Genomic DNA, 26,234 nt, shown 5'->3' on the forward strand with positions numbered 1-26,234 from the left:
CGGACGGGGCGAGGTCGAGGGGGAAGGCGTGACCGGCGACCAGGAACAGCAGTGGCCGATCGATGAGGATCTCGGTGCCCTGCGGGACTTCCTCCTGCGCAGGGCGGTCCTGGCGGGCCTGCGCGACGACCGCCTCGACGACCTGCTGATCGCCGTCAACGAGGCCGTGATCAACGTGCTCGAACACGGCGGCGGCGAGGGCACGGTGACCGTACGGCACGACGCGGACTGCGTCACCGTCGACATCACCGACACCGTGGGCGCGCTCGGCAGGCGTGACGTCCCGCCCCGACGTCCCGCCGACGCCGTGCGGGGCTTCGGCCTGTGGCTGATGAGTCAGCTCTGCGACGAGTTCACCATCCGGCGCAACGACGGCCGCTCGCTGGTACGCCTGCGGATGTGCCTGGACACCGTCCCCGCCCGGTAAGCCCTCTCCGAAGCTTTGCCTCGCGTGGAGATCGGCACGCGAATCCCGGGGGGATCACCTGGCCATCGTCTGCGCGCGAGGGGGATGCGATGGGCCGTCTCAGGGTGATCGGCGTCGTTGTGGTGGCCGTGGCGACGGGAGCCGCGCTCGCCGGGTGCTCGGGACAGGACAAGGCGGAGAAGGACCCCGCGGCGATCGCCGCCGCGGCGAAGGCCTCGGCGTCCGCGGTCGCGGCCAAGAAGGCGGCCCAGCTCAAGTCCAGGGCGGTGACGGCGGCCCAGGTCCGCGCCAACGAACTGGGGCAGATCCCCGTCCTGATGTACCACCGGGTGGTGGACAAGCCCGGCACCCAGGACGACCGCACCCCGAAGCAGTTCCGCACCGAGCTGGAACGGCTGGCCAAGGAGGGCTACGTCCCGGTGACGGCCGCCGAGTACGTCACCGGGCGCATGGACATCCCGGCCGGCAAGCACCCGGTCGTGCTCACCTTCGACGACTCCTCTCCCTCCCAGCTCTCACTGGACGGGATGGGCGTCCCCAAGCCCGGGACGGCCGTGGCCATCCTTGAGGACGTCGCCAAGCGGAACCCGGGCTTCCGGCCGGTCGCCACCATGTACGTGACGCGCGACATGTTCGGCAAGGCGACGCCCGAGGAGGGCACCGAGATGCTGACGTGGCTGCACGACAAGGGGTTCGACATCGGCAACCACACCCGGGACCACAAGAACCTGCGGGGTAAGCCCGAGGACCAGGTCACCGCCGAGATCGCCGCGGGTCACAAGCTCATCACCGACCTGATCCCCGCCAAGCCCGTCACGCTCGCCCTGCCGTACGGCAACCAGCCGAGCACCAAGTCGTGGGGGCTCAAGGGGGCCTCCGGAGGCGTCTCCTACGACTACGGCGGGGTGTTCCTGGCCGGGTACACCCCCGCGGAGTCGCCCTTCAGCAAGAAGTTCGACCCGCAGGGCATCCCGAGGATCCGTTCGATGGACAAGACCGGTGACTGCGCGAAGTTCTGCTCGACCGCCTGGCTCGACTGGCTGCAGGCCCACCCGGACGAGCGCTACACCTCCGACGGCGACGTGAACACGGTCGCCTTCCCGAAGTTCAAGTCGCCCTTCGCGCTCAAGCGCTTCAGCGACCGAATCCTGGCCTACTGAACAGGGCGAGGGTCTCCGGCAACTGCGAGTGGCGGGGTTCCGGCAGGTCGCCGGGGTCGAACCAGCCGAGCCGGTCGAACTTGTGCGGCTCGCCGATCGCGACCTCGGCGGGGTCGACTCTGACCGCGAAGACGACCGCGACCCAGTGGGAGTCGGGTACGACGCGCACGACGTTGCGGACGCCGATCGTCTCGATGTCGAGCGCGTCCGCCGAGTACTCCTCGCGGACCTCGCGGGCGACGGCCGTCTCGAACGACTCGCCGTATTCGAGGGCTCCGGCGCCGCAGTCCCAGGTGCCGGGTTCGTCCCGCGCGCCCGCGCCGCGCCGGGCGAGCAGCACCCGGCCCGCGCCGTCGTGGCAGACGAAGACACACGAGACGGATGGTGTACGGTTCCCCTCCATCAGAAGTGGTCCAGTAGCTCGGGGAACGCCCGCAGGGTGAGCACTCCCCGGTCGCCGGGGTCGAGGGTGGCCTGTTCGAGCACCCACGTGTGGGCGTTGGGGATGAGGACGGCGTTCATTCCGGCCTGCCGGGCGGGGATGATGTCCGACTTCGGGGAGTTCCCGATCATCCAGGTGCTCGCGGGTGTCAGCGCGTGCTCCTCGGCCAGCCGTAGGTAGGCGGTGATGTCCTTCTCCGCGACGATGTGGATGCCGTCGAAGTGGTGCGCCAGCTGGGAGGCGTCCAGTTTGCGGCGCTGTTCCGCCTGGTCGCCCTTGGTCAGCAGGAGCAGCCGGTGCCGGGTGCCGAGGTCGAGGAGCGTCTCGGCGACGCCGGGGACCAGCTCGACGCGGTGCTCGACGAGCGCGACCGCCAGCTCGTCGATCCGGCGCCGTTCCCGCTCGGTCGTGGGCCGCTCGTTGAGCCGCTCGAAGCAGTCGCGGAGGCTGCGCAGGAACACCTTGCTGCCGTAGCCGTGGACCGCCGTGTTGGCCTTCTCGATGTCGTTGAGGACGGCGCGGAGTTCGGCCCTGTCGAGGGTCGGATGCTCAAGCCAGTCGAGGAAGTCGTCGATGACCCGCTCGAACAGGACGTTGTTCTCCCAGAGCGTGTCGTCGGCGTCGAAGATGAGCACCCTGCCGGTTGACCGCGGTGGCACGACTCTCCCTTGCTCGGATTTCCGCATGCCGTACAAGAGGTACAGGGCACCCGGAGCAGCGGCAAAGGGTTTTCCCGCCGTCAGGACGCGGCTTCGGCGATGACCTCGTCCACTTCCCGGCGGCGCGCCGCCTCCTCGGCGGCGAAGCGCTCGACCTCGATCCGCTCGGCGATCTCCTCGTCCTGCCGCATGAGGGCGTCGAGGTCGCCCCTGGACATCTCCAGGACGCCCATGTCGTCGTAGGCCTGGCGGATGCGCTCGCTCCACAGGCCGATGTCCTTCACGCACGGGACGATCCGGCTGAACAGCAGGCTCTGGAACATCCGGATGTACGGCGAGTCCCTGAGCATCTCCTGGGCCTCGGCGCGGGGGATGCCGAAGTTCTCCCAGATCTCGACGCCGCGCAGCCGGTCGCGCATGAGGTAGCAGCCCTCGATGACGAAGTCCTCGCGTTCGCGCAGCTCGGCCGCCGACAGCTGCGCGTAGTAGTCGCGCAGCGCCAGGCGGCCGAAGGCGACGTGCCTGGCCTCGTCCTGCATGACGTAGGCGAGGATCTGCTTGGGCAGCGGCTTGGTGCTGGCGTCGCGGATCACGCCGAAGGCGGCCAGCGCCAGACCCTCGATGAGGACCTGCATGCCCAGGTAGGGCATGTCCCAGCGGGAGTCGCCGAGCGTCTCGCCCAGCAGGTCCTGGAGCTTGCCGTTGATCGGGTAGACCAGCCCGAGCTTCTCGTGCAGGAAGCGGGAGAAGATCTCCACGTGCCGGGCCTCGTCCATGGTCTGGGTGGCCGAGTAGAGCTTGGCGTCCAGGTCGGGGACGGTCTCGACGATCCTGGCGCCGGTGATCATGGCTCCCTGCTCACCGTGCAGGAACTGGGAGAACTGCCAGGCGGCGGCGTGGTGGCGCACCCGCTTCCGCTCCCGCTCGTCCATCTTCTCCCAGTGCCTGGTGCCGAAGATGGCCAGCGACTGGTCGGGCATGCCGAGCGCGTCGTACGGATCGACCTCGATGTCCCAGTCGATGCGTTTGACCGAGTCCCACTGCTTGTCCTTGCCCTTCTGGTACAGGGCAAGCAGTTTCTCCCTGTTCTCGTCGTACTCCCAGGTGAAGCGGGCGTCGCCGGTCATCGGCACATCCCAGGTCGCCTCGCCTACGGGGGTCGTGTAGAACCGGCCGGTCGACACGATGATCACCTCCATGGCACGCGGACGTACGCCGTAGGAACGGTTTCACGCGCTCCCTGGGGTGTCAACGGCGGGGCCGTAAGTCCGCAACCAGGGAGAACCCGGTTCTCACACCGCCTCGACCGCCGCCGGGGCCTCCGTTTCCTGGGCGGGGGCGCGCAGCCCGCGCACCCCGGGGAAGAGCAGCGCGGCGAGCGAGGCCAGCAGGATGAGGGCGGCGCAGCCGAGCAGCGCGGGCCTCGGCCCGACCAGGATCGCCGCGGGCCCGGCCAGCATCAGGCCGATGGGGCCGAACATGAGGGACCCGAGGGCGTCGTAGGAGCTGACCCGCGACAGCGCCTCCGGCGGGATCTCACGCTGCATGGTGGTGTTCCACAGCACGCCGAAGACGTCGAAGCACACACCCATCACGACCGCGCCGAGGACGACCGTCCACAGCGGCGCCGAGATCCCGAGCAGCAGGTACGGCAGCGCGGTCGGCAGTGTCATGAGTGTGGCGATCAGGATAGGACGGCTGGGCCGCAGCCGCAGGGTGACGACGATGCCGCCGAGCATGCCGACCGCCTCGCCCGCCAGGACGGCCGACCAGGCCGCCGCCCCACCCATCTGTTCCTTGGCGACCAGCGGCCCGAGCACGCCGTGCGCGGCCTGCATGGCCAGCACCAGCAGGGAGAACTGCGCGACCACGACCCACAGCCACTGCCGTGAGATGAACTCGCGCCAGCCGCCGCGCAGGTCGGTGAAGACGGAACGCACGCCGTCGAGGAGCGACGTCCTGGCGGGCCGTACGGTCTCGGCTTCGTCCGAGGCCCGGGCGGCGGCGGTCTTGAGGCGCAGGGCGGCCACGAGCACGGCGGCCAGGGAGAACATCAGGCCGCTGACGACCAGTGCCCAGCCCGCGCCGATCAGGACGACCGTCATGCCGCCCATGACGAGACCGGCGACCCGGGAGATGTTGGTGCCCAGCCCCAGCAGGGCGTTGGCGGTCTGCAGGCGGTCGGCCTCGACGACGTCGGGGACGATGCCGGTCAGGGCGGGGAAGAGGATGGCCGTGGAGACGCCGCTGACGGCCGCCGCCGTCGCCAGGGCGGGCAGCGGGGTCCAGCCGGTGAGCATCATGCCGGCGAGGCTGAGGAAGGCCGCCGCGTTGAGCGTCTCGGCGGTCATCATCACCCGGTCGCGGGGCAGCCTGTCGGCGATCACACCGCCGACGAGCATGAACACCACCATGGGCAGCGACTCGGCGGTGAGGACGACCGACAGGGTCCCGGCCGTCGCGCCGGGCAGGGCCAGGACGCCGAAGGCGAGGGCCACGGGGGCGAAGGAGGTGCCGAGCACCGAGATGGTTCTGGCGACGAGCAGAAGAGAGAAGTCCCGATCCCGGAGCATGCCGAGATCACTCCGGTAGCTGTGCACGTGCCGTCCCCTTAGACCCCAAACCAGAAAGAGAACCCATTCTTCCGGTTCCCGGGTCATATGTCGCATGAATTTCGCCCCCTGTCCAGGAGCCAGGCAACGCAGAAGAAGCCCCAAAAGACGAAATATCCGACAATTGACTGACAGTCAGCACCTCATGTCATCCTCGCGACCACGGCGGCTCCGCAGGACCTCGCGCCCGCCTGACGGCCGGGGACCGCTGCCGAAGGAGTCCGATGAGACCGCTGAGCGTCATGCGATGGGCGGCGCACGAGGACGGCGCGAAGATGATCGACCGGCTGGGGGAGCTGGTCTCGTGCGAGTCGCCCCCCGGTTCCCTCCCCCACCTGCGGGCCTGCGCCGACCTGGTCGCCGGCTGGGGCGAGGCCGTACTCGGCAGACCGGCGCGGCGGGTCGTCAGGGACGGACTGCCCCACCTGCTCTGGGCCGCGCGGGACCAGCGGGTGCTGCTGCTCGGCCACTTCGACACGGTGTGGCCCGCGGGAACGATCAGGCAGTGGCCCTTCGCCGTGGACGGCGACCGCGCGACGGGGCCGGGGGCCTACGACATGAAGGCGGGCATCGTGCAGATGTTCACCGCCCTCGGCCTGCTCGCGGACACCTCACGGGTCGGGGTGCTGCTCACCTGCGACGAGGAGAGCGGCTCCGTCACCTCCCGCGAGCTGATCGAACGCCAGGCCCTGCGCTCGGGGGCGGTGCTCGTCTGCGAGGCCAGTGACCCGGCGGGCGCGCTGAAGGTCGCGCGCAAGGGCGGCTCCCTCTACCGGCTCACCGCCGTCGGCAGGGCGGCGCACGCGGGCGTCGAACCCCAGCGGGGCGTCAACGCCACCGTCGAGGTCGCCCACCAGGTCCTCACCGTGCAGGCGTTCGCCTCACCGGCGGAGGAGACCAGCGTGACCCCGACGGTGCTGACCGGCGGCACCACGACGAACACCGTCCCGGAGACCGCGACCCTCTGCGTCGACGTCCGCGCCTGGACCAGGGACGAGCTCGAACGGGTCGACCTGGAGATCCGCAGGATGACCGCACGGCTGCCCGGGGCCGTGCTGTCCGTCGGCGGCGGGATCAACCGCCACCCGCTGACCCCGGAGGTCGCGCTGCCGCTGCTCGCGGTGGCACAGGCCGCGGCCAAGGACATCGGCCTGCCGCCGCCGGACGGCGCGCACGTGCCCGGCGCCTCCGACGCCAACTTCACCGGCGCGCTCGGCGTGCCGACGCTGGACGGGCTCGGCGCGGTCGGCGGCGGCGCGCACGCGCGGGGGGAGTACGTCGACGTACGGGCGATGCCCGACCGCGCGGCGCTGCTGGCCGCACTCGTCGCGAGGCTTCTGACGACGCCTTCCTGACGAAGGCCCCACATCGGACGGCCGCCCCCAATACGCTGTGATCGGCCGCGCTCCCGCGCGTCCGGGGCTACCGCGAAGGTGGGCGCGACACGATGAACAGGGACAGCCGGCGGATCGGGGTCGAGGAGGAGTTCCTGGTCGTCGATCCGGTCACCAGGTGCGCGGTGCCCCAGGCGGAGGCGGTGCTGCGCCGGGCGGCCGACCGGCTCGGACCCCAGGTGGGCGGGGAGATCACCAAGCTCCAGGTCGAGTCACGGACGCTGCCCTGCCGTACAGTCACCGACCTGTACGGCCAGCTCGCGCGGGGCCGGGCGGAGCTGGACGCCTCGGCGGCCGAGGAGGGGCTGCGGATCATGGCCAGCGGCACCCCGGTGCTGGGGGACGTCGTCCCCTCGCCGATGACCGAGGGCCCCCGGCAGGACCTGGGCAACGCGACCTTCAGGGGGCTGCACGACGAGCTGAGCATCTGTGCCCTGCACGTCCACGTCGAGCTGCCGGAACGCGACCGGGCGGTGCTCGCGGGCAACCACCTGCGGCCCCACCTGCCCACGTTGATCGCGCTCACCGCGAACTCGCCGTACTGGTCGCGGCGCGACACCGGCTACGCGAGCTGGCGCACGCTGGTGTGGAACCGCTGGCCGGTCGCGGGGCCTCCGCCGTACTTCACCTCGGCCGACCACTACGACTCCCACATCGCCATGCTCCAGGAGGCCGGGGCCCTGGTCGACGTGGGCACGGTCTTCTGGGACATCAGGCCCTCGGCGCACCAGCCGACGCTTGAGATCAGGGCCGCCGACGTGCCGACCACCGCCGAGGAGTCGGCGATGGTCGCCGCCCTGGTCAGAGGCCTGGTGACGACCTCGCTCACGCTGGTCGACCGGGGGGACCCGGGGCCGGTCGTCTCGGCCGACCTGATGCGGGTCGCCTACTGGCGGGCCGCCCGCGACGGGCTCGGCGGGTACGGCGTTGACGTGCGCACCGGCCGTCCCGTGCCCGCCGCCGAGCTGGCCGTACGGATGCTCGACGCCGCGGCTGCCGGGCTTGAGGAGCACGGGGACCTCGACCTGGTCACCGGCTGGCTGAAGCGCCTGACCGGGGAGGGCGACGGGGCCACCCGCCAGCGCCGCGCCGCCGAGGAAGGCGGGCTCGCCGGGGTCGTCGACCACCTCATCACCTGTACGGCCCCGCCCGCCCTCCAGGAGGAGAGCACGTCCGCGTAACGACATCCCGGTCCGCCCGGTCCACCCTTGAGGGGAGGCAGGACGGACTGGGAGGCGTTTTCCGTTGACCGAGACCGCAGAGCACCCGACGATTCCCCTGGACACCAGCCGTAGGCCGCCTTCGGCCATGGCCCACGACGCCAGGGCGTTCGCCGACACGATGACCGCCCGCAGGTCGGTGCGGGAGTTCGCACCCGACCCGGTGCCCGAAGGGGTGATCGAGGCGGCCGTACGGGCGGCGGCGAGCGCGCCGAGCGGCGCCAACCTGCAGCCGTGGCGGTTCGTCGTCGTGACGGACCCCGAGCGCAGGCGACGGCTGCGTGCGGCCGCCGAGGCCGAGGAACGGGAGTTCTACGCGCACCGGGCCCCCGCCGAGTGGCTCGACATGATCGCCCCGATCGGCACCGACTGGCACAAGCCGTTCCTGGAGATCGCCCCGGTGGTGATCGTGATCTTCGAGGTGCACCAGGGGCCGCGTACCCCCAAGCCCTACTACGTCAAGGAGTCGGTCGGCATCGCGGTCGGTCTGCTGATCGCGGCGCTGCACCACGCGGGGCTGGCCACGCTGGTCCACACGCCAAGCCCGATGCGCTTCCTCAACGAGGTGTGCGACCGGCCCCCGGAGGAGCGTCCCTACCTGGTGATGCCGGTCGGCTACCCGGCGGCGGGCGTCCGGGTGCCCGACCTGACCCGCAAGCCGCTGGAGGAGGTGATGATCCGCTGCTGAGGCCGCTCCTCCGAGCGGATCCAGGCCGGGGTCGCCCGGCTGCTCAGGTGAGGTTCTCCTCGAAGAAGGCCAGCAGCGGTTCCACGTGCCGTTCGGGACGGCGCCAGTCGGCCAGCAGGTCTTCGAGCAGGTGCCGTTCGGCCACCTGCTCGGTGCCCCGGTGGCGCCGTACGACCGGGTGGATGAACGCGCTCTCCCGCGCCCGGCCGGGTTCGGGGTGCCGTTCGATGGCGAAGACGTCGCCGTAGTCCTCACGCCCCCAGCGCAGCGTGACCGTGTAGTAGTGGGGCTCGTCCCCGAACCGGGAGAGCGCGTAGTCCTCCGGCAGGTCCGTGTAGTGCCTGACCAGCCCGTTCGCCTCGTCGAGCACCAGCACGTCGCACAGGTACTCGAACTGGGTCCACAGCGCCGAACTCCAGTTCACCCGGTCGAGCACCAGCGCCATCAGCTTCTGCGGGTCGGCGGGAACCGTGTCGTACGGCAGCGCCACCCCCTCGTAGCGTTCGCGCAGCAGGGCGGTGAGCGTGCGCAGGTTGTAACGGAAGCCGTCGATGAAGGCCGAGGACGCCCGGCGGAAGTCACGTGCCTGGGCGATGGTGCCCGCGAAGTAGAGGTCGTCGACGTTGGACGAACGCCAGTCCGGGTGCAGCGAGGGGAGCCTGTCGTCGCGTTCGGTCTCCGGACGGCAGGACGGGTCGAAGATCGAGGTGTCCATCCTGAAGCCGGTGCACCGGATGACCGCGTCGTATTCGAGCACGGCCTGTTCCCCGTCGGCGTGGGTGTAGGTGATGCGAACCTCGTAGTGCTCCCCGGTCCAGGAGATCTCGTCGATCACGCAGTCGAGCACCGAGTGCAGCGTCTTGAACTGGTAGCTGTCCAGGATCGCCCCGTACTGACCCCGTACGTCACCGGGGTGTTTGGTGTTCCACGCCAGGCGCAGCGGTCTGCGGCTGGCCAGGTGCACCATCGCCGCGTGGCCGAGGATGGCGTTGGCGGTCTCGAACGCCGAGTTGCCCTTGCCGACGACGAGCACCCGCTTGCCCGCGTACGCCGCCGGGTCGGTGTCCATCTCCTCGTAGCCGACCGCGTGCTCGATGCCCCTGATCTCCGGCACGTACGGCGCACCCCACCCGGTGGCCACGACGACGCACCGGCAGCGCAGCACGTCGTCCCCGGTGCGCACGAGGAAGCCGTCACCGGAGCGCTCGATCCGGCTCACGGCGGTGCCGTACCGGACGGCGAGGCCGTGCAGGCCCTGGAAGTCGGACAGGTAGCGCACCAGGTCGTCGGCCGCGGGGAGGTACTCGGCGCTGTAGTCGGGGAACAGCAGTCCGGGGGAGTCGTTGAGCAGCGAGTTCCAGTCCCAGCGCAGCCTGATCTCCGGGTCGGTGCTAGTGGTGTGCACCTTGTTGAGGGAGATCAGCCTGCGGTGGCGGGGGTAGGTGCGGAAGAAGCTCGCGGGGGCGTCCGCGCGTTCCAGCGTCACGTAGTCGGCGCCCGCCTGCTGCAGGAAGTAGCTCAGCTGGAGACCCGCTGGCCCCGCTCCGACGATGACGTACTGGTGCGCTTCACTCATGGGTGACATGGCCTCCGCTCGTGACCCCTTTTGACCATGGGGGACCCTCAAAAGACTGTCAATGACGCATAGTTGGCCGGATCAGGACGTGTCGCCTTCTGAGCACTTTCAGCGAAGACACGCGGGATGACGCCGTGTCACCATCGGCCTTCACCGATCCTTCGAGGAGTGACGTCATGGCACACATCGATCTCGGCGTGGACGAACGCGCGTTTCCCGGCATCTCCGGGCTCATGCGGTTCAGGCCGGAGACGGCCGGGCCGCTCGGCGCACTGGCCGAGGTGCTGCTGCGCGGGCCGCACCCGCTGACCGCCGGTGAGCGCGAGCTGATCGCCGCCTACGTCTCCGGTCTGAACGAGTGCTCCTTCTGCTGCGCGTCCCACTCGGCGTTCGCCGCCGCCCAGCTCGACGAGGGGATGACCCTGGTCGAGCAGGTGCGCGTCGACCTGGACGCGGCGCCGGTCTCCGGCAAGCTGCGCGCCCTGCTGCGGATCGCGGGCGTCGTGCGTGGCGACGCCCGCGAGGTGAGCCGGGAACTGGTCGAGGCGGCCCGCAAGGAGGGCGCCACCGACCTGGAGATCCACGACACCGTGTTGATCGCGGCGGCGTTCTGCATGTTCAACCGCTACGTCGACGGGCTCGGGACGCTGGCCCCCGAGGGTGGGGAGGGGTACGAGGCCTCGGCCCGGCGCATTGTCGAATCGGGCTATCTGTCCTGAATGTTGGTCCGGGCCGAAAGGTGATTCCTTCACGGCCCGGACGGATATCTCCGGATGCTACAGAATGGCTAATCCGACATATGTAGCCGACAGCGGATTTATCCGGTGACTAGCGGGAGACCTTGCGCCGCCTCATGAGGCGGTTCCACACGACACCCAGCCGGACACCCCAGATGCCGGCGCCGACGACCAGGAAGAACGTCCCGGTGACGTAGGTCCACCAGCCCCCGCCGTGGGAGAGATCGTGAATGCCGCGGACGATGGAGGAGAGACCGATGATGGGGAGGATGAAGGTCAGAAAAATCCAGGTGCTGCCAGGTTGTCCACCGGATGATTCCTTGGGAGACATAACCCCACTCTACGGCGCGGCCCCCGCTCGCGAAACGAATTATTTTCCGGATTTAGCAGGAAAGAGTCCTTCCTGTTAAAGCCGGAAAGAGTCCCTTGTGTGTCGGCCCGTCCGGCGCCCCGGGGACGCGCCTAGGGTGGCGGTCATGGACTGGTCGCTGCTGACCTGCGCCTTCACCGGCCACCGCACCTACGCCCCCGACGAACCCGAACTGCGCGAACGTCTGCGTACGGCGACGGCGGCGGGTGAGGCGTGGCGCTGCCTGCGCTGCGCCGACTTCACCGTGGGACCCGCCCAGGGTGGCGGCCCCGCCGACCTGGCGCCGGACGTGAGCCGGGGCGACCACCTGCGCGACATCGTCGTGCTGCGCTTCTTCGCCGTCGAGCGCCTGTTCAGAACGGTCCTGCTGCTCCTGGCGGCGTACGCGGTCTGGCGCTTCAGGGGAAACCGGGAGCCGCTCCAGCAGATCTTCCAGCGGGAACTGCCGATCCTCGGCCAGGCCGGCCTCGACGTCCAGCACTCCCGTGTCCTGTCCTGGATCCAGGACGCGCTCGGCGCCAGCGAGACGACCCTGCGCCTGATCACCGTCGCGCTGGTCGCCTACGCCGCGGTCGAGCTGGTCGAGGCGGTGGGGCTGTGGCTGCTCAAACGGTGGGGGGAGTACTTCGCGTTCGTCGCGACCGGCGTCTTCCTCCCCCTGGAGATCCACGAACTCACCCAGCGGGTCACCCCGCTACGGCTGGGCGCCCTCCTGGTCAACCTGGCCCTGCTCGGCTACCTCGTCTGGACGAAACGGCTGTTCGGACTGCGCGGCGGCCGGGCCGCCTACGAGGCCGAACGCAGAAGCGCCTCCCTCGTCGAGATCGAACGCGCCGCCATGACCGGCGGGAAGCCCTGGACGCACTGACCACAGAGGTTGAGTACGGCCAAGGCGTGCCACGAAAGTCGTTTGGTCCGCTTGTCGGACACGCCTACCCTCTGCCCATGGTCCAGATGAGGAATGACGAGCTGCGTAGTTATCAAGTGGGACCAGTGCACGCCGAGCTTCGCGCACTCACGGTGAGTGACGACCGTGAAGGTGTGCTCGAAGGGACGCCGCTCCTACACCGCCGCTTTCGTCTGATGGGCATTGAGAAGGCGATGGCAGCTACGCCGCATTTGTATGTGCACGATCTCGACAAGCTCCGGGCCGACGCGGAGGGGCGGGTCGAGGAGTGGCTGCCGCGAGAGACGGTTCACGCTCGGCTGACGTCATGGTGGAAGCCCGAGGACATCGCAGAGCCTGGACACACGGTGCTCTCGGTGATGTGGTTCCAAACGGCCACGCAGGATCCCTTCGCCCACCTGGCCACGATCGTGCGTCCCCTCGACTGGGCTTCGCTCGCCAAGTTCGTCCCTTTTGAAGACTAGGCGTGTCACGGCCGTTCGTTGACGGCCGCGGTCGCCTCGTGGCGTTTGTCGTACCTCGTGGCCACGGCACGGTGCCTCTTGAGGCGGTTGACGCCGCACTCGGCCGCGTGCCGGGCCTTGTACCGCAGATCGAACTTCGGCGGTCGGCCACCGCGCGAGCCGCGTTTCCTGCGGTTGCGGGCCTGGCCGGCCCTGTCCGGAATGGCGCAGCGGATACCGCGTCGCCGCAGGTGAACGTGGTTCTTCCGGAACGGTCCCAGCACCGCCCGTTGCTCACCCGTCAGGTCTCCACGGTATGAGGGAAGAGCCGCCCTGGGTGCGTCAGGACGACGTCGAGTCGTTGAGGAGGGCCTTGATGTCGGTTTCGCGGTAGCGGCGCTGCCTGCTGGGGGTCCTGACCGAGGGGATGCGCCCGGTGAGGGCCCACCGGTTGACGGTCTTGGGGTCCACACCGAAGATCCGGGCGACCTCGCCGGGGGTGAGGAGCCGTTCGGTGGTGCCGGGCCCGGTGGAGAAGGTGCCGTCCGGGGCTACGGCCTTGAGCGGTGACATGGGGCTCTCCTTCAGTAACGACTGCGGTGCAGGATCTCGTCGTGCCAGGCCAGCGCCTCGGCCAGCCGGTGCAGGGTCGTACGGCCCAGCACATCCCGGGCCCCGGCCCCGCGCTGGTCGAGCCGCAAGGGTTCGTAGCGGATGGCCCACCACCGGGGCAGGCCGGGCAGGTCCCGTTCCTCGTACCGCCAGGCGGGGTGAGTGCTGATGAGCAGGCCGATCAGCTGTCTCTCGTAGTCGGTCACGGTCGTCCTGGTTCGAAGGGCGGGCAGGGGAAACGCGTCGTTCGGGTTGGCGGGGGCCCTGTGGAGGCGAGGGAACGTCCTGGTGGAGACAGGGAGGGGGGCGGGTGCCCGGCCCCGAGCCGGGGAGCAGGTGGCCGGGCACCCTGGAGGAGGACCGGCCCCAGGACACAGGGCCGGTGCGCCAGACGGTTCCCTCTTCCCCGGCACGCCCTGTCATGTCCCAGCGCGCACGGAAACCGCCTTGCGAGGGTGTGCGGCCCAGGCCCCTCCCGCCTGAGCCGCACGCTTAGGAGGTACGGCGAGCGACGGGTGGGATGAATTTCCACCGCTCGCCGTACCGGCTTCAAGAGCGCAGAAGTCTGCGCAACGCCGTAGCCGGACCCGGTTTGGCGGCCTGACCAGGGCATACGGCCTGAACGACCCGGGTGGTCCGCGTCCGAAGAGCGCGGGCGACGGCGACGGCCTGAATGCTCGGCGGCACCACCGGAAGCACCTGGGTGCTCAACTTCCGATCCAGTTCCTCAGCCGACCCGGCCCGCACCAGCAGCACGTCCCCGACGTACGGCCTGCCGAACAGGGCACTCCGGTAAGCACTCCACAACCCGGTCGTCGAGCTGTGGAACACCAGCCAGCCCGGATGGGCCGTCTGCACGGAGTCACAGGTCCGATCCGAAAACTCAGATCCTTGACGATCCGTCCAGGCCGACAGCATCATGCCGCCCTCCCACCCGGCAAGCGCCGTTCTCCGGCGGGCACCGTCTCCCCACCCGGCGAAGGCCGTCCACCAGCGGATGTCGTCTCCCCAGCCGGCGAACCCCGCTCCCCACCGAGTTCCCCGTTCCGCGCCCCGGGACCGACGCCGCTCCTCCTGCGCCGAACCGGCGCCGGAGAAGGCTTCGGCGTGGGAGCCGCGAGCCGCATCGCCCGGATCATCTCGGCCTCCCGCATCCTCTCCTCCAGTCCGTCGCCCGTGAGGTCCTCCACGATCACCGGCCGGGGACCGTCCCAGGAGGCGACAGCGTAGAAGGCGCGTCGTCCCAGGCTGTAGAGGACGGTCCAGTCCGCCCACGCCTGGTCGATCCGCTCGGCCTCCGCTCTCGCGGGTCCGTCCCAGACCCGCCGATAGACGAGGGCGTACGGCTGGCCGTCCCTGTGGCGTCCCGTCATGAGGTGACCTCCTCGACGAAGGCGGCGGCGCGGGCGGTCTTCTCCTGCTCGGCGATGACGGCCTGGATCTCCTCGAAGGTGTCGGCGTCCACAGCCGACTCGGCCCCGGCCCGTACGGCGGCGAAGGGGAAGACGTGGTTGCGGAAGGCCCAGAACCGGCCCGCGTCACTGATGAGCAACCGCCAACCCGGGATCACCTGGGCCGTGGGGGCGTTGTGCATGACCTGAACCTCCAAGGTCCAACCAGAGGCGTGCCTGGCCAGGACGTTCGCCAGACGGGCCTGCCCTACGAGACAAGGAACAGCCGAAACCCGAACCGGCCGCCTGGCCGCACGAGCACGCGAAACGGAACATCGAGGCCGTACACCGAAGTGGTGGAGCTGGTGCACCCGCGTCCAGATGACCCCCGACCGAGGAACCCGAGGGAACGGACGCCGAACCCTCCCGGGCAGCGGTGGCCGCGCGGGCCGTACCGGTTTCACAGGCACAGACTCCGGAACCGCAACCGACCCAAGATCCGGCTCCCCACCACCATCCGGTACAGCCTTCGCGGCCGGAACCATCGCGGGCGCCACCGGCTCAGGATCGGGCTCGGGACGGCGCTGGGCGGGCACCAGCGGGATCACCTCGGCGGGCGCGACCTCTGCCGGAGGCCGGGGCGCGGGAAAAACCTGCGGACCGTACTCACGACGGGCCTGGAGACGGGCATTCATCAACAGCCCGGACGGCTGCACATACTCGTGCCCGTCCTGCTGCGAACAACCGTGGGTGTAGGGGGGATGACCACAGCGGGCGCACCCCATGGGCAGGGGCACAGTACCGGCGGCGTCGCTGCTGGTTCCAGCGATCGCCAGGTCGGCCCACACGATGCGGTGGCCGTGTGCGGTGAGCTGGGTGCCGCAGCGCAGTGACAGCCCCGCGACCAGGTCCAGGCCTCGCCCTGACAACCCCATCGAGTCCGGCTGGAGCGGCTGGAAGCGTGGTTCGGACGTTGGAGTGCCCGGGTCGATCACTTCCAGTCGAATGAATCCGGCAGCAAGGCCGAACCGGACCTTGACCCAGTCGCGTTGCGGGCCTGCGGGCACGTGACGAACGGCGTTGGTCACCAGTTCAGAAACGACGAGGAGAGCGTCAGGGTTCAGCGTTATGCCGTAGTCGGCGAGCCAGAGCGTGACCGTCTGCCGTGCCTGGTGCGGCGTTCGGGTGCCGCGTCGTAGTGTTGTGATTTGCCGTTGATCCACCTCAGATGCCTCTTTTAGGAGCTGAGGGGCGGCGGTTGCCGTTGGCATGAAATCACCGACTTATCCGATTTTCGACCTGCCATTCACCAAGACACACCATCTGTCGTCTTCGACGGTGTCGAGGTCAAGCATGAAGGCTCAGGTCGCTCATTGGTGCACCTTCTTCGCGATACCTGGCCGACAAAGAAATACACCTTCCTTGTATTGAGTGTCGTGTTAATGTCGCAGTACGGTCATGGACAATGACCCTTTTCCCCCGCAGCCAGGGAGAGGCCCGTGAATCCTCATGTGAGCGACCAGATATCACCTCGGGCCCGATTCGCCACCGACCTGGCCGAATACCGCAAAGCCGCAAAAATGACGCAAACCACCCTGGCCAGCCGGATTCGGTGCCATGAGTCGCTTATCAGCCATGTCGAAACCGGCCGCCGCGCGCCCACCCTCGAAATCGCCGAGAACGCCGACCGCGTCTTCGGCCTGGACGGCCACTTCGCCGCCCTGTTCACGAAGATCTCCCAGTCACCCGCACTGGGTTGGTTCGCTCGCTGGGTTGAGGAGATCGAACCCCGCGCCGTCATTCTGCAATCGTGGGACCCGCTGCTGATCCCGGGCATCCTGCAGACTCCCGATTACGCCCGCGCGATCTTCCAGACGACCTCAACCCCTGAGCAGGTGAACGAGCGCGTCCAGGCCCGTACCAGCCGGATCGCGATCTTCGACGGCTCTTCCCCACCGACCTTCACCGCCCTCATCGACGAAGGAGTACTGCACCGCCCCATCGGCGGCTCCAAAGTCCTGACGGCCCAGTTGCGCTACCTGCTGGAGATGGCCCACCACCCACGCATAACCATCCAACTGGTTCCTACCGCCGCAGGGTGCGTGCCTGGCATGATGAGCGCGTTCGGGTTGGCGCGGCTGCGCGACGGCTCCGAAGTGGTCTCTACCGATTCGGTCTTGTCCGGCCAGGTGACAGCCGACCACGACGCCGTGGCACGCATCAAACAGCGATATGACAGCATCAGAGCGGACGCTCAACCGAAAAGCGCTACGCAGCAGACAATAGAGGATGCGATCAAGAAATGGACCAGGTAAACCTTGGCGGCGCCTCATGGAGAAAGGCCACTGCCAGCGGCGATAACGGGCAATGCGTGGAAGTCGCCACCAATCTCCCTGGCATTGTCGCCGTCCGCGACAGCAAGGACCCCTCCGGTCCGGCCCTGGCGTTCACCCCCACCCAGTGGCGCTCATTCATCGGCCACGTGAACACCGGCGCCTTCGACGCCTGATCTCCCCGTGAGGCCCTGGCACCGTACGGTGCCAGGGCCTCGTTGTACGACGGCTCGCTCACACAGTGGGATGCGATCGCTTCCGTCTAGGCTGCCCTGCTTGCTGAGCAAGATAGCCTGCTCTCAAGCTGGAATCGTGGATCAGTCAGGCGCCCTGTACCTCGCTATCGCGGACCAGCTCCGCCAGCAGATCGTCAATGGCGAACTGGCCCCCGGAGCCGCCCTCCCCTCACAGACGGAAATCGCCCGACAGTTCGGGGTTTCCGACGGTGTCGCGCGGAAGGTCATCCGGACGCTGGTCGTCATCCCCGTGGACCGGTACCAGGTGATCTACGGCACCGCGATCGACGAAATACCGTAGGGCCGAGACGCGCCCACGATCAGGCGCACTTGCCGGTTGCTCATCCCCTGCTGCATCCGTGCAAGGCAGTGCTTCCTATCCGGGAGCTTCCTGGGCCCCTGCAGCTCGCCAAGCTTGGGGTGTTGCGACGACCACTAATGGAGGGCGGCGCAGAGGCCTTGCCGTACGTCCACATTCACCCGTTCACCTGTGGACAACGGTGTCGTGAGTCCTACGCTCAGATGAGACCGCGTCCAGACGAAAGCCCTGGACGCCAACACGACGTGGGACTACCTGTCCTCAATGGTCACCCGACTCACACAGGTGAAGATCACGGACTCCACGCAACCGTACTCCTGGCGCAAGTCCTCCCTCAGCACCAGTCAAGGCGCGAACTGTGTGGAAGTCGCCGACCTCCCAGAAGGCAACCGGGCTGTCCGTGACAGCGAGGACCCCTCCGGCCCAGCCTTGACCTTCACCTCCACCCAGTGGCGCTCATTCATCGGCCACGTGAACACCGGCGCCTTCGACGCCTGAGCACTTACCTTCTTGTGAGGCTCAGGGTGCCGGAGCCTCGTGTGTGCTGGATTTTCGCGGTCGCCCGCTCAGCCGATTCGCCCGACCCAGTCGCCTCGCTCCAGACGTATACGGCCCGTGGCGGAGATGTAGGCGGTCGCTCCTCTCAGGGGGAGGTCTCCCTCGACGACCCACCGGTGCCGGATCTCGTCGAGGATGGACCACAGTCGGCGCGGGCCGCCCTGGTGCACGATGGGTGGCGCGTCGCCCTGACCGGTCGCTCTGGCCCACGAGCCGTCCTCGTGCACCATGCGAGCGGTGTGCCAGCCGTCCTCTCCCTGCTCGTAGCTGTGCTCGATCCCTGGAGACACCACTTCGAGCATGGAGGGCAACTCCCAGTTCCAGGCCACCTGAAGAACGGGATATCTGCCCTGGGACACCTCCTCACCGTTCAGGTCCCTTGTCACGTCGAACAGGCCCCGAATGCCCGGCGGGTAGCCCGGCCCCGACCGGGTGGCCATGAAGGTCGCCCGGTCCCATTCCACGCGGCCGATCGCGGCCCAGCGCCCGCCGCTGGACCTGTTCGCGGTGATGATCAGGCTGGTGTTGGCGATCGTGGTGACGAACCGGCCGTCCGGCCGCAGAGCCGCCAGCCAGCTCGGCGGGATCGCGGGGACCGAGACCATGGAGACGATTCGGTCGTAGGTGCCCGGCAGATCCCCCGTGGCGTCGACGGTGAGAATCTTTGGACGCATGCCGAGATCCGCGAGGCGACTTTCCGCGATCTCCACCAGGTACGGGTCGACGTCGACACTTGTCACGTGGTCATCGCCGAGAGAACGGGTCAGTAGGGCCGCGCCGTACCCGGAGCCGACTCCCACGTCGAGAACGTCGGCGCCGTCGTAGACGTCCGCGTGCCGAAGCATGCGAACGACCAGGCTCGGCGCGGTGGATGAGGACGTCGGCATGGTCTGCGCGGGGCGGTCGGCCTGGGTCGCGTGGTCGGCGTGGAGTGTCCCCGCCTGCGTCACCAAGGTCTGGTCACGGTAGACCTCCGCCAGCCACCGTTCAGGGGAGTCGGGGCCGTCTCGCAGCTCCCACCGCCGCTCGTCTCTCGCCCACCCCCACCAGCGTGGGATGAGCAGGTGCCGGGGAGTTCGTTCCATCGCCGCTCTCCACCGCGAGCCACGTGGACTGGCGGCTGCGGCGAGAGCACGGGCGCGGGGCTCCCAGTCCATGAGTCGCCCGGCTTCACTCGGTGTCGGGGTCACAGAACTTAGGATCGCAGGCGGGCGTGGACGCGGGGTCACAGTCGTTGCCGTCACCTCTCACCGGATCGCAGAGCTCGGGATCGCACCTCTTACCTGTGGGGTTCGGGATACCGTTCACCAGCTCCTGCCATCGAGCGCCTTGCAGGATTCCGCGCAGGGGCTGTTCAAGAACGTTTCCCGCTGTCATCCACCGAGCCATGACACAGGGCCAAACGTCTCCTGTGGGACTGATCGCCGCCTTCCCTTTTCCACAGGCGCCGCAGAGTTCGGATGCGTTCCTGGAGCCGGGAGCCGTACGGCCGATGGCGCGCAGTCTGTCGCTGCGGATGTCGGTGACGCCGAGAAGGGTGAGGTTGTTTCTTCCTTCGGTGGGCTCTCCGGTCGGCAGCTCGACCATGCCCGCGCGCAGTCGGATGCCGCGTGCTCGCGCCTTTCGGATATTGGCTGTGGTTCGTGCGTGGCTACCGGTTCGGGCGGTCATTCCGTCGTGTTCTTCCGGCCTGTCGCTGTAGTAGCTGGTAGCCAGGGACACGCCGTCGAGGCCGAACAGTTCCCACCACCGCTCTTTGACGTGGAAGAGGTTGGTGTAGACCTCGACCTTCAGACCAGCACCGACCGCGTGTCGGAGGACCGGCTCAAAGGCCGGGCTGAGAGTCGGTTCTCCTCCGATGAGCTGGACGGCCTTCACACCGAGGGTTGTGGCTTCGTCGAGCACTCGAAGCCAGGCCGTTTCGCTCATGGTGCCGTGACCGGCGGTCGGCCCCGACATGGCGTAGCAGTGCAGACACGCGAGCTGGCATCGTCCGGTCAGCTCAAGCTGGAGCCGTGCTACCGCTGTTACCGAAGTGGGGCGTTCAGCGCTCCCCTGCAGTTCCATCAGGGTTGTCTCCCTCGACTGGATTACCGGCATTGAGCACTCACGGTAAAAATACCCTCGCGCTGAGCTACCGAGAGGGAACAATGCCGTCTCCCATGCCGAACCGGCGGTTCCCGTCTGACACGGCCCTCGGTTCCCGGGAAAGCACGTCCCGTTTTACCAGGTCAGCATGTTCTCCATGTGAGCCGGTACTGCGAATTTCCCGTGTTCGTGATCCTGAGCCGAGGAGCCACATCGTTCGGATCCCTTCACCTCGGGACGTTCTCGATGACGACCCCGCTCCACGAGAGCACGAAGGCATACAGATGGTGCGGCGTTCGGTGCCGCTTTCTCGGGGGAATCCGACCGTCAGATCAGGGGGGCGAGACTTCATACTTGGTGGCCTTCCAGGTCAGGGATGGTGTTGTGTTTGAACCATCACCTGACGGGAGCCGCCCGGCCAGCGCACCGGCTGGTGCGCCGTTGTCGACGCATTGTTCACGCGCTGTCGACGACAGCGATCTCCTCGCAGGTCAGCGAGGGGCGAGCAGGGTCAGCAGGGCGTGGTGGTAGGCCGCCTGGATCGTTGGAATCGACGCGATGCGGATCCGCTCGTCGGTGCCGTGCAACCCCACGTAGTCGACGCCGAACCCGGCCGTGGCCTCGATGCCGAGCCCGGCCAGGTAGTTGCCGATGTTCGACGGCCCGGCGATCTTCGCGGTAGTCGGCAGCCCGGCCGCGTCGGCGGCCTCCAGCAGAGCGGCTTTCAGCGCCGAACCGTCGCCCAGCCGGTAGGCGGGCCACCGGGTGGTGATCTCCACATGGGTCGGCTGAGTGCCGGGCCACGCGGCGTCAACGGCGGCGACGCAGCCACGCAGCAGGTTCTCGGAGGCTTGGTCGTCCAGGGCGGGGGTGAGGCGGACGTCGACGTTGAGGGTGCACAGGTCCGGGACGGTTGAGTAGCCCTCACCGCCGGTGATGGCGGTCACGGTGAGTCTGGCCGGCAGCGGGAAGTCGTCGCCGGCGGTTTCCGGTAGTTCGGCGTCGCCCAGGGCTCCGATGAGCGCGGCGGCCTTGGCGATGGCGTTGGGTGTGGGCTTGCTGCCGCCGGAGTGGCCGGCCACGCCGTACACGTGCAGCCGGGCGCGCAGCACGCCCCGCCCGCCGATCACCACATGGTCCGAGCCCGGGTAACCGATCATCACGCCGTCGACACGGTCAGGGGCGCCGGGCCCCTCGAAGTAGGCTTTCGCGCCGCCGAACCGACCGGTGTGCTCATCGACGTCCAGTAACAGGACGGCGCTGCCGTACAACTCCTCTCGGATCGCCTGGAGGCGAGTGAGGATGTGCGCGAAGATCGCCGCTCCGGACTTGGAGTCGGAGGCGCCGCGCCCATGTAGCCACCCGTCGACGAGTTCCCCGGACGTCGGTGGGTGGGACCAGGCGGCCTCATCCCCGTAGGGGGCGGTGTCGAGGCAGGCGTCAAGGACGTAGCGGGGGCCGGCGTGAGCGCCGGTGACCTCGCACACCAGCGCGACCGTCGCCCCGCCCTCCTCGACCAGCCGCCGCGTCTGCAGGCCGTACTCGCCCAGCCAGACCGCCATGTGGTCGAGCACCGGGCCGTAGGGATCGACGCCACCACGGCTGGGGATACGCACCAGTTCGCGGGTGAGCCGCACCACGGTGTCGTGGTCGTCGCGGGCCGCCGCCAATGTGCCAACAATGCTCGTCTGATCGGCGGTCATACCTGTCCCCTTCGCACGACGTTGAGGCCGCTGATCTGCTGCACCGTTTCGATGCGACGGGCCGCCGCATACGCCTGCCGCCCGTGGTCCAGCAGTCGTGACGCCGGTACCGGCCCGACGGTGATGCCGGAGTCGAACGCCTCGTGTGAGGTAAGCGAGGGGATGGGGATCACTGCGTGACGTTCACTGGCGCAGAAGAACCGCTCGGGTGCCAACGCGTCCTCCATGATGCCCAGGTGCAGCGTTTTGACCCCCACACTACGGTCGTTGGGGTCGCGGAGTTTCAACAGCCGCAACAGGTGATCTTTGAGGACCTGGCGGTGCGGCGGGCCGAACAGCACCCGGTAGTAGATCAGCGTCGGTCGTTGCTTCAGCGCCGCCTCGATCGCCTGCAGATACTGCACGTCCCGGGACCTGGACCCCATCACGACCAGGCATTCGCAGGCTTCGCTGACCACGCGGACCATCGCCCGCTGCAGGTCGGGAAACCCGACCAGTAAATGCGGCGCAGCACGCTGGCTGAGGCCCTCGTCCTGATGGGCGAACAGCACATCGGCCGGTAACCCGTAGATGTCGCACAGCGTTTTGCGGTGGCCAATGCTGGTCGTGCGCCGACCAAGCTCCCATCCGCTGACCATGCTCGGCGTCACCCCCGAGTGTCCGCCGGGGGCACAGAGATCCATCTGCTCGACGACGTCTTCCAGCGTCCAGTTCCGAGCCTGACGGGCCCGACGGAGTGGCGTCGACTCTCGTTCCGTACGGGCCATGGGCCCTCCTCCCGGCGGCGAGCGGGATGGCGTCCGAGCTGCTCACGGATGGTGCACGGTCATTTCCCTGATCGGCTCCTCCGCAAGGAGCTTCTCGCAGATCCGCAGCATGTCCAGGTTTCCTGGGTCGCGGAGCCGCAGGTAGCCCTGCGGCGGGTGCCATGAACCGAACCGGTCGCGTAAATCGTCGGCTGACAGACCCTCGTACTCGCGCACGCGCAGAATCGGGATCGCGTACGCCTGCTCCAGATCTTGGACGTACTCCAGTACCGATGCGCCGTTGCCTACCCGGGTCTGCTCGGCGATCCCGGCGATCCGCTCCGGGGTGCCCACCACCGCGGGACCCAGGTCGATGACGGCGCGCAGCCGGGAGACCGGCGCGTTCAGGTAGACCCACCACTGCGTGGACTGACCGGCGAGGAACCGGCGGCGGAACTCATGCCGCTTCAGACCCGGCCAGATGAGGTCGTAGTACTCGGCGTACAGCGTCATCAGAATCGGTTCCGCTGTGTCGCTGCCGTCGAACAGGCTCTCCTGTACCCCAACCTCCATTGATCTCCTGCCACGAGCGTCGAGCCAATGGTGCCGTCCGGCTGATCCCGGACAGGAAGTTTTGACGAACCTGGCGCATGAGGGCCGTCCCACCCGTGAGGCTCAGAGAGGCCGAGAAGGTGTCGCGGTGAGCGGCGCGTTTGGTGGGCCCGTGGTTACGTTGAGGTGTCTACGCTGGCGTGATGACCGAGCACACCGACCCCGTTGGCGGGGTGGACACGGCTTTGGACCTGGACGCCATCCTGACCGTCGGGTGGGCGGTTCCCGAATCGTTCCCGCCGCAGGAGTTCCAGCGGGCTGAGGCGTTCTGGTGGGCGCGCCGCGCCGAGGACGAGCGTCTGTTGAAGGTTCGTACGACCGCGGCCCAACTGGTGAAGGGGTGGACCGGTCGCCCTTCGCGTGATGTCGGGTCGTTCGGCATCCAGCTCAATCTGGAAAGCAGTGACCTGGACCTGGGGATCGGCTATCCGGTCCAGGACCGGCAGGACCTGATCAAAGCGCTTGTCTCGCATACGACGTTCGATGGCGAGCACAACACCCGGTTCACCAACACCCGGTTGGTGTTCTCCTTCGAGGTCGACGGCGTTGAGATCGACCTTTCGGTGCTGACGGAAGAGGGCTTCGACGTCGCGTGCCGGATGCTCGACGAGATCGACGCCGGGATGAGCCGACAGGAACGGATCGCACACACGTGGGTCAAACACCTGCTGCGCGCCAACGGCCGTAGCGAGCAGTACGCGGCATGGAAGCTGGCCACCTACGCCCGCTTCTGCCCGGAGTTCGACTGGGTGCCGATCCCGGAACCGTCGCGATAGAGGGCCGTGGCCGGGCCGCTCCAGGGCGGCCCGGCCGAAGATGGCGTGTCAGGTGCCGCACGGGTCGGCGGTGTTGATCAGCTCCCAGGTGCGAGAGGCCTCACACCCACAGCCGCACAGGTTCGCCGCACGAACCACCCCAGGTCTAGGCGAACAGGTCTCGCCGTACGCCTGCTGCTGTGAAGAGGTGATCGCGGGAGGCCTCAAGGTCGTGTCGCAGGCGGTCGAGGTCGACGTCGAGTAGTCGGCCCCGCCATTTGCGGATCTTTCCGGCGACGAGCACGGTTTCGACGTTGCCTCGGTCCATCAGGGAGACGACCGCCCCCGGCACGTTGTTGAGCGGGGCGACGTTGAGCGCGGTGGCGTCGAGGATGACGATGTCGGCCTGTTTGCCGGGGGTGAGCGTGCCGGTCCTGTCGTCGAGTCCCAGGTCCCTGGCGCCGTTGACGGTCGCGTATCTCAGCACGTCCCGGACGGTGAGCAGTTCGGGGGTGCCCGGTGACACGTGTCCGCCCCGGTCGAGGACCATCTGGTTGACGACCATGCGCTGCATCGTCAACGCGGAGCGCATCAGCGTGAACGGGTCCGCGGCCATCGTCGTCTCGACGTCCGAGCTCAGCGAGGGCTCCATGCCCAGTTCCCGCATCGTGAGGATCGGCGGGGTGCCGTGCCGCATGACCATCTCGATGGGGAAGGCCAGCGAGACCCGCGCGCCCGCGTCCCGGATTCGCTTCCAGGTCTCGTCGGACATGCCGGTCATGTGGATGAAGAGGTTGTCCGGACCCACCCGGACCCCGTCCTCACCCCTCGCGATCCTCTCCAGGTCCTGCCGCATCGTCCCCCACGAGCCGACCGCGTGGGCGGCGATCCGCACGCCCAGTTCGCGGGCGATCGCCCAGGACCGGCGGTGCGCCTGCCCGCCGAGGTGGATCTCGCCGCCCATGACCATGGTCACCAGCTGATCGTCCGTGGGGAACCACCGTTCCCTGACGCGGTAGGCGTCCTCCGGATACCGGGACCCGGTACGGCCTGCGCCCTCGAAGAGGCCGAACGCGGCACGCCGCCCGGTGTCGACCAGCGCCTGGACCGTCGCGTCGGTGTGCTCCGGGGAGTGGTGGATCTGCGACACGTCGAGCACCGTGGTGACCCCCGCGTCGAGTTGCGAGAGTCCCGCGAACAGCACGTTGACGTACACGTCCTGCGGCCGGTAGGCCGGGGCGAACCTCCCCAGGATGTGCTCGCCGTAGTTGGGCTGGGCACTCGGCGAGCCCGACCCGTCGTCGGTGAGCAGGCCGTTGGGCAGGAAGGCGCGCTCGGCCGTCTCGAACTGGTGGTGGTGCGTGTCGACGAACCCCGGCATGACGACACGCCCCCGGGCGTCGATCACGTTCGCGTCCTGGGCGTCGAGGCCGGGGCCGACCGCGACGATCCTGCCGCCCTCGACCAGGACGTCGGCGTCCTCGAAGTCGCCGACGGCCGGGTCCATCGACATCACCGCCCCGCCCCGGATGACCAGGCGACCACCATCGGGGGGCGCGGGCTCGTTCTCGTTCCACTCGCTGGACATGGGGGTCTCCTTCGCGAGGCACCAGCCACAGGGGGATGAGCACGACATATCGAGTTGATGTGTCTACTCGCCACGGTACGCCCATGAGTGGACATGTCAACTCATGGGTTAAAGTGCCCTCATGGCACAGCTGGGACTGACCGAACGCGAACTCCGCGCCTGGCGGACGTCCTTCCTGATGGTCGAGCTGCTGAGGACCCGCGTCGAGCAGCAGCTGCAGGCCGACAGCGGCCTGTCCAACGCCGACTACACCGTGCTCGTCCTGCTGGCCGAGGCGCCGGAGAGGCGGATGCGCGCCTACGAACTCGGCCGGGTCGCGGGCTGGGAGAAGAGCCGCATGCACCACCAGCTCACCAGGATGGAACGGCGGGGCCTGGTCACCAGGGAGCCGTGCGGTTCCCGTGGCGTGTACGCCGTACTCACCGCGGAGGGCCTCGCCGCGCTCAGGAAGGCCGCGCCTGGCCACGCCCGGGAGGTCCGGCGCCTGTTCGTCGACCCCCTCACCCCCGAGGAGCTCGAACGGTTCGCCGACGTCGCCGCCAAGATCCTCGACAACCTCCAGGCCGACGCCCAGCCGTAGGAGGCCGGGACGTCGTCGACGCAGCGTACGGGGTCACCGCGCGGAACGCGGCAGCGGGAGCCGTCGTCCGTGACGACC

Annotated in this window: 32 protein-coding genes and 1 pseudogene; 14 read left to right on the forward strand and 19 right to left on the reverse strand. The window is 68.5% G+C overall.

Features of this window, described 5'->3' with window-relative positions:
- Positions 1-28: 28 nt before the first annotated feature.
- Both ABT340_RS26620 and ABT340_RS26625 read left to right on the forward strand, forming a co-directional pair.
- Positions 29-427 carry an ATP-binding protein gene (locus tag ABT340_RS26620; RefSeq protein ID WP_352013556.1) on the forward strand — a complete coding sequence of 133 codons (399 nt, stop codon included), beginning with the start codon at positions 29-31 and terminating at the stop codon, positions 425-427.
- 89 nt (positions 428-516) lie between these two features.
- Positions 517-1,587 carry a polysaccharide deacetylase family protein gene (locus tag ABT340_RS26625; protein WP_352013557.1) on the forward strand — a complete coding sequence of 357 codons (1,071 nt, stop codon included), beginning with the start codon at positions 517-519 and terminating at the stop codon, positions 1,585-1,587.
- On the opposite strand, the gene ABT340_RS26630 is transcribed toward ABT340_RS26625, so the two are convergent.
- The 4 genes from ABT340_RS26630 to ABT340_RS26645 all read right to left on the reverse strand — a co-directional run bounded on the left by ABT340_RS26630 (position 1,562) and on the right by ABT340_RS26645 (position 5,288).
- Positions 1,562-1,990, reverse strand: coding sequence for an NUDIX domain-containing protein (locus ABT340_RS26630; protein WP_352013558.1), 429 nt, complete (start codon positions 1,988-1,990; stop codon positions 1,562-1,564). The two genes, ABT340_RS26625 and ABT340_RS26630, sit on opposite strands and share 26 nt — an antisense overlap.
- Positions 1,990-2,688 (reverse strand): HAD family hydrolase, encoded by a 699-nt coding sequence (locus tag ABT340_RS26635; RefSeq protein ID WP_352013559.1) that lies wholly within the window; start codon positions 2,686-2,688, stop codon positions 1,990-1,992. The genes ABT340_RS26630 and ABT340_RS26635 overlap by 1 nt, the downstream gene beginning before the upstream one ends.
- An 80-nt stretch (positions 2,689-2,768) precedes the next feature.
- Positions 2,769-3,872, reverse strand: a complete 1,104-nt coding sequence (locus ABT340_RS26640) for a ferritin-like domain-containing protein (protein WP_352013560.1) — start codon at positions 3,870-3,872, stop codon at positions 2,769-2,771.
- A gap of 108 nt (positions 3,873-3,980) precedes the next feature.
- Positions 3,981-5,288: an MFS transporter gene (locus ABT340_RS26645; protein ID WP_352013561.1), complete on the reverse strand. Its 1,308-nt coding sequence runs from the start codon at positions 5,286-5,288 to the stop codon at positions 3,981-3,983.
- Between the two features lie 236 nt (positions 5,289-5,524).
- Between ABT340_RS26645 and ABT340_RS26650 the strand changes: the two genes are divergently transcribed.
- The 3 genes from ABT340_RS26650 (at position 5,525) to ABT340_RS26660 (ending at position 8,602) form a co-directional block, all read left to right on the forward strand.
- Positions 5,525-6,655 (forward strand): M20/M25/M40 family metallo-hydrolase, encoded by a 1,131-nt coding sequence (locus ABT340_RS26650; protein WP_352013562.1) that lies wholly within the window; start codon positions 5,525-5,527, stop codon positions 6,653-6,655.
- A 92-nt stretch (positions 6,656-6,747) separates the two neighbouring features.
- Positions 6,748-7,875, forward strand: a complete 1,128-nt coding sequence (locus ABT340_RS26655; RefSeq protein WP_352013563.1) for a carboxylate-amine ligase — start codon at positions 6,748-6,750, stop codon at positions 7,873-7,875.
- Between the two features lie 64 nt (positions 7,876-7,939).
- Positions 7,940-8,602, forward strand: a complete 663-nt coding sequence (locus ABT340_RS26660) for a nitroreductase family protein (protein WP_352013564.1) — start codon at positions 7,940-7,942, stop codon at positions 8,600-8,602.
- Between the two features lie 43 nt (positions 8,603-8,645).
- Here ABT340_RS26660 and ABT340_RS26665 read toward each other — a convergent pair whose 3' ends face one another.
- Complete coding sequence (locus ABT340_RS26665; RefSeq protein ID WP_352013565.1) at positions 8,646-10,178, reverse strand: NAD(P)-binding domain-containing protein; 1,533 nt, start codon at positions 10,176-10,178, stop codon at positions 8,646-8,648.
- Between the two features lie 176 nt (positions 10,179-10,354).
- On the opposite strand from ABT340_RS26665, the gene ABT340_RS26670 reads away from it, so the two are divergent.
- A complete protein-coding gene (locus tag ABT340_RS26670; RefSeq protein ID WP_352013566.1) occupies positions 10,355-10,897 on the forward strand; it encodes a carboxymuconolactone decarboxylase family protein in 543 nt (180 codons plus the stop codon).
- Between the two features lie 109 nt (positions 10,898-11,006).
- Here the strand turns inward: ABT340_RS26670 and ABT340_RS26675 are convergent, their stop codons facing one another.
- Entirely contained in the window at positions 11,007-11,246 is a 240-nt protein-coding gene (locus ABT340_RS26675; RefSeq protein WP_352013567.1) for a hypothetical protein, read from the reverse strand.
- Between the two features lie 145 nt (positions 11,247-11,391).
- On the opposite strand from ABT340_RS26675, the gene ABT340_RS26680 reads away from it, so the two are divergent.
- On the forward strand, positions 11,392-12,153 hold the full coding sequence (locus ABT340_RS26680) for a DUF2127 domain-containing protein (RefSeq protein ID WP_352013568.1): 762 nt from the start codon (positions 11,392-11,394) through the stop codon (positions 12,151-12,153).
- A 77-nt stretch (positions 12,154-12,230) separates the two neighbouring features.
- On the forward strand, positions 12,231-12,656 hold the full coding sequence (locus ABT340_RS26685; protein ID WP_352013569.1) for a hypothetical protein: 426 nt from the start codon (positions 12,231-12,233) through the stop codon (positions 12,654-12,656).
- Positions 12,657-12,661: 5 nt separating this feature from the next.
- Here the strand turns inward: ABT340_RS26685 and ABT340_RS26690 are convergent, their stop codons facing one another.
- The 7 genes and pseudogenes from ABT340_RS26690 to ABT340_RS26720 form a co-directional block, all read right to left on the reverse strand.
- The gene (locus ABT340_RS26690; protein ID WP_352013570.1) at positions 12,662-12,919 is read right to left on the reverse strand and encodes a hypothetical protein; all 258 of its coding nucleotides are present in this window, start codon (positions 12,917-12,919) and stop codon (positions 12,662-12,664) included.
- 58 nt (positions 12,920-12,977) lie between these two features.
- Positions 12,978-13,208, reverse strand: coding sequence for a BldC family transcriptional regulator (locus tag ABT340_RS26695; protein ID WP_352013571.1), 231 nt, complete (start codon positions 13,206-13,208; stop codon positions 12,978-12,980).
- A gap of 11 nt (positions 13,209-13,219) precedes the next feature.
- Positions 13,220-13,453, reverse strand: coding sequence for a hypothetical protein (locus tag ABT340_RS26700; RefSeq protein WP_352013572.1), 234 nt, complete (start codon positions 13,451-13,453; stop codon positions 13,220-13,222).
- A 343-nt stretch (positions 13,454-13,796) separates the two neighbouring features.
- Positions 13,797-14,105, reverse strand: coding sequence for a hypothetical protein (locus ABT340_RS26705; RefSeq protein WP_352013573.1), 309 nt, complete (start codon positions 14,103-14,105; stop codon positions 13,797-13,799).
- A gap of 59 nt (positions 14,106-14,164) precedes the next feature.
- A complete protein-coding gene (locus tag ABT340_RS26710; protein ID WP_352013574.1) occupies positions 14,165-14,620 on the reverse strand; it encodes a hypothetical protein in 456 nt (151 codons plus the stop codon).
- Positions 14,617-14,841, reverse strand: a complete 225-nt coding sequence (locus ABT340_RS26715; protein WP_352013723.1) for a hypothetical protein — start codon at positions 14,839-14,841, stop codon at positions 14,617-14,619. The genes ABT340_RS26710 and ABT340_RS26715 overlap by 4 nt, the downstream gene beginning before the upstream one ends.
- Before the next feature lie 669 nt (positions 14,842-15,510).
- Positions 15,511-15,909 (reverse strand): annotated as a pseudogene (locus ABT340_RS26720) (ATP-binding protein); the annotation flags it as partial.
- Between the two features lie 240 nt (positions 15,910-16,149).
- On the opposite strand from ABT340_RS26720, the gene ABT340_RS26725 reads away from it, so the two are divergent.
- From ABT340_RS26725 to ABT340_RS26740, 4 genes are all read left to right on the forward strand, one after another.
- The gene (locus ABT340_RS26725; protein WP_352013575.1) at positions 16,150-16,953 is read left to right on the forward strand and encodes a helix-turn-helix domain-containing protein; all 804 of its coding nucleotides are present in this window, start codon (positions 16,150-16,152) and stop codon (positions 16,951-16,953) included.
- Complete coding sequence (locus ABT340_RS26730) at positions 16,941-17,147, forward strand: DUF397 domain-containing protein (protein ID WP_352013576.1); 207 nt, start codon at positions 16,941-16,943, stop codon at positions 17,145-17,147. Before ABT340_RS26725 ends, ABT340_RS26730 begins: the two co-directional genes overlap by 13 nt.
- Positions 17,148-17,283: 136 nt before the next feature.
- The gene (locus ABT340_RS26735) at positions 17,284-17,508 is read left to right on the forward strand and encodes a winged helix-turn-helix domain-containing protein (protein WP_352013577.1); all 225 of its coding nucleotides are present in this window, start codon (positions 17,284-17,286) and stop codon (positions 17,506-17,508) included.
- Between the two features lie 282 nt (positions 17,509-17,790).
- Positions 17,791-18,024: a DUF397 domain-containing protein gene (locus ABT340_RS26740; protein ID WP_352013578.1), complete on the forward strand. Its 234-nt coding sequence runs from the start codon at positions 17,791-17,793 to the stop codon at positions 18,022-18,024.
- Between the two features lie 68 nt (positions 18,025-18,092).
- Here ABT340_RS26740 and ABT340_RS26745 read toward each other — a convergent pair whose 3' ends face one another.
- The 5 genes from ABT340_RS26745 to ABT340_RS26765 all read right to left on the reverse strand — a co-directional run bounded on the left by ABT340_RS26745 (position 18,093) and on the right by ABT340_RS26765 (position 23,194).
- Positions 18,093-19,169 carry a methyltransferase domain-containing protein gene (locus ABT340_RS26745; protein WP_352013579.1) on the reverse strand — a complete coding sequence of 359 codons (1,077 nt, stop codon included), beginning with the start codon at positions 19,167-19,169 and terminating at the stop codon, positions 18,093-18,095.
- 85 nt (positions 19,170-19,254) lie between these two features.
- On the reverse strand, positions 19,255-20,151 hold the full coding sequence (locus tag ABT340_RS26750) for a radical SAM/SPASM domain-containing protein (RefSeq protein WP_352013580.1): 897 nt from the start codon (positions 20,149-20,151) through the stop codon (positions 19,255-19,257).
- A gap of 512 nt (positions 20,152-20,663) precedes the next feature.
- Positions 20,664-21,875, reverse strand: coding sequence for a M20 family metallopeptidase (locus ABT340_RS26755; protein ID WP_352013581.1), 1,212 nt, complete (start codon positions 21,873-21,875; stop codon positions 20,664-20,666).
- A complete protein-coding gene (locus ABT340_RS26760) occupies positions 21,872-22,642 on the reverse strand; it encodes a helix-turn-helix domain-containing protein (protein ID WP_352013582.1) in 771 nt (256 codons plus the stop codon). The genes ABT340_RS26755 and ABT340_RS26760 overlap by 4 nt, the downstream gene beginning before the upstream one ends.
- Positions 22,643-22,684: 42 nt before the next feature.
- Positions 22,685-23,194 (reverse strand): hypothetical protein, encoded by a 510-nt coding sequence (locus ABT340_RS26765; protein ID WP_352013583.1) that lies wholly within the window; start codon positions 23,192-23,194, stop codon positions 22,685-22,687.
- A 182-nt stretch (positions 23,195-23,376) separates the two neighbouring features.
- Here ABT340_RS26765 and ABT340_RS26770 point away from each other — a divergent pair, with 182 nt between their 5' ends.
- Positions 23,377-24,009: a hypothetical protein gene (locus tag ABT340_RS26770; protein ID WP_352013584.1), complete on the forward strand. Its 633-nt coding sequence runs from the start codon at positions 23,377-23,379 to the stop codon at positions 24,007-24,009.
- Positions 24,010-24,154: 145 nt separating this feature from the next.
- Here the strand turns inward: ABT340_RS26770 and ABT340_RS26775 are convergent, their stop codons facing one another.
- On the reverse strand, positions 24,155-25,576 hold the full coding sequence (locus tag ABT340_RS26775; RefSeq protein WP_352013585.1) for an amidohydrolase family protein: 1,422 nt from the start codon (positions 25,574-25,576) through the stop codon (positions 24,155-24,157).
- Between the two features lie 121 nt (positions 25,577-25,697).
- Here ABT340_RS26775 and ABT340_RS26780 point away from each other — a divergent pair, with 121 nt between their 5' ends.
- On the forward strand, positions 25,698-26,156 hold the full coding sequence (locus ABT340_RS26780) for a MarR family winged helix-turn-helix transcriptional regulator (protein ID WP_352013586.1): 459 nt from the start codon (positions 25,698-25,700) through the stop codon (positions 26,154-26,156).
- Positions 26,157-26,234 lie beyond the last annotated feature (78 nt).

This window comes from Streptosporangium sp. NPDC000239, from assembly GCF_040300765.1.
GTDB lineage: Bacteria > Actinomycetota > Actinomycetes > Streptosporangiales > Streptosporangiaceae > Streptosporangium.

Excerpts from the sequence above, each read along its gene's own strand:
- ABT340_RS26625 (WP_352013557.1), top strand. The coding sequence starts at position 517 with ATGGGCCGTCTCAGGGTGATCGGCGTCGTTGTGGTGGCCGTGGCGACG.
- ABT340_RS26630 (WP_352013558.1), bottom strand. The coding sequence starts at position 1,990 with ATGGAGGGGAACCGTACACCATCCGTCTCGTGTGTCTTCGTCTGCCAC.
- ABT340_RS26650 (WP_352013562.1), top strand. The coding sequence starts at position 5,525 with ATGAGACCGCTGAGCGTCATGCGATGGGCGGCGCACGAGGACGGCGCG.
- ABT340_RS26655 (WP_352013563.1), top strand. The coding sequence starts at position 6,748 with ATGAACAGGGACAGCCGGCGGATCGGGGTCGAGGAGGAGTTCCTGGTC.
- ABT340_RS26665 (WP_352013565.1), bottom strand. The coding sequence starts at position 10,178 with ATGAGTGAAGCGCACCAGTACGTCATCGTCGGAGCGGGGCCAGCGGGT.
- ABT340_RS26670 (WP_352013566.1), top strand. The coding sequence starts at position 10,355 with ATGGCACACATCGATCTCGGCGTGGACGAACGCGCGTTTCCCGGCATC.
- ABT340_RS26675 (WP_352013567.1), bottom strand. The coding sequence starts at position 11,246 with ATGTCTCCCAAGGAATCATCCGGTGGACAACCTGGCAGCACCTGGATT.
- ABT340_RS26680 (WP_352013568.1), top strand. The coding sequence starts at position 11,392 with ATGGACTGGTCGCTGCTGACCTGCGCCTTCACCGGCCACCGCACCTAC.
- ABT340_RS26685 (WP_352013569.1), top strand. The coding sequence starts at position 12,231 with ATGGTCCAGATGAGGAATGACGAGCTGCGTAGTTATCAAGTGGGACCA.
- ABT340_RS26695 (WP_352013571.1), bottom strand. The coding sequence starts at position 13,208 with ATGTCACCGCTCAAGGCCGTAGCCCCGGACGGCACCTTCTCCACCGGG.
- ABT340_RS26710 (WP_352013574.1), bottom strand. The coding sequence starts at position 14,620 with ATGACGGGACGCCACAGGGACGGCCAGCCGTACGCCCTCGTCTATCGG.
- ABT340_RS26715 (WP_352013723.1), bottom strand. The coding sequence starts at position 14,841 with ATGCACAACGCCCCCACGGCCCAGGTGATCCCGGGTTGGCGGTTGCTC.
- ABT340_RS26730 (WP_352013576.1), top strand. The coding sequence starts at position 16,941 with ATGGACCAGGTAAACCTTGGCGGCGCCTCATGGAGAAAGGCCACTGCC.
- ABT340_RS26740 (WP_352013578.1), top strand. The coding sequence starts at position 17,791 with ATGGTCACCCGACTCACACAGGTGAAGATCACGGACTCCACGCAACCG.
- ABT340_RS26745 (WP_352013579.1), bottom strand. The coding sequence starts at position 19,169 with ATGGAACGAACTCCCCGGCACCTGCTCATCCCACGCTGGTGGGGGTGG.
- ABT340_RS26750 (WP_352013580.1), bottom strand. The coding sequence starts at position 20,151 with ATGGAACTGCAGGGGAGCGCTGAACGCCCCACTTCGGTAACAGCGGTA.
- ABT340_RS26755 (WP_352013581.1), bottom strand. The coding sequence starts at position 21,875 with ATGACCGCCGATCAGACGAGCATTGTTGGCACATTGGCGGCGGCCCGC.
- ABT340_RS26760 (WP_352013582.1), bottom strand. The coding sequence starts at position 22,642 with ATGGCCCGTACGGAACGAGAGTCGACGCCACTCCGTCGGGCCCGTCAG.
- ABT340_RS26765 (WP_352013583.1), bottom strand. The coding sequence starts at position 23,194 with ATGGAGGTTGGGGTACAGGAGAGCCTGTTCGACGGCAGCGACACAGCG.
- ABT340_RS26770 (WP_352013584.1), top strand. The coding sequence starts at position 23,377 with ATGACCGAGCACACCGACCCCGTTGGCGGGGTGGACACGGCTTTGGAC.
- ABT340_RS26775 (WP_352013585.1), bottom strand. The coding sequence starts at position 25,576 with ATGTCCAGCGAGTGGAACGAGAACGAGCCCGCGCCCCCCGATGGTGGT.
- ABT340_RS26780 (WP_352013586.1), top strand. The coding sequence starts at position 25,698 with ATGGCACAGCTGGGACTGACCGAACGCGAACTCCGCGCCTGGCGGACG.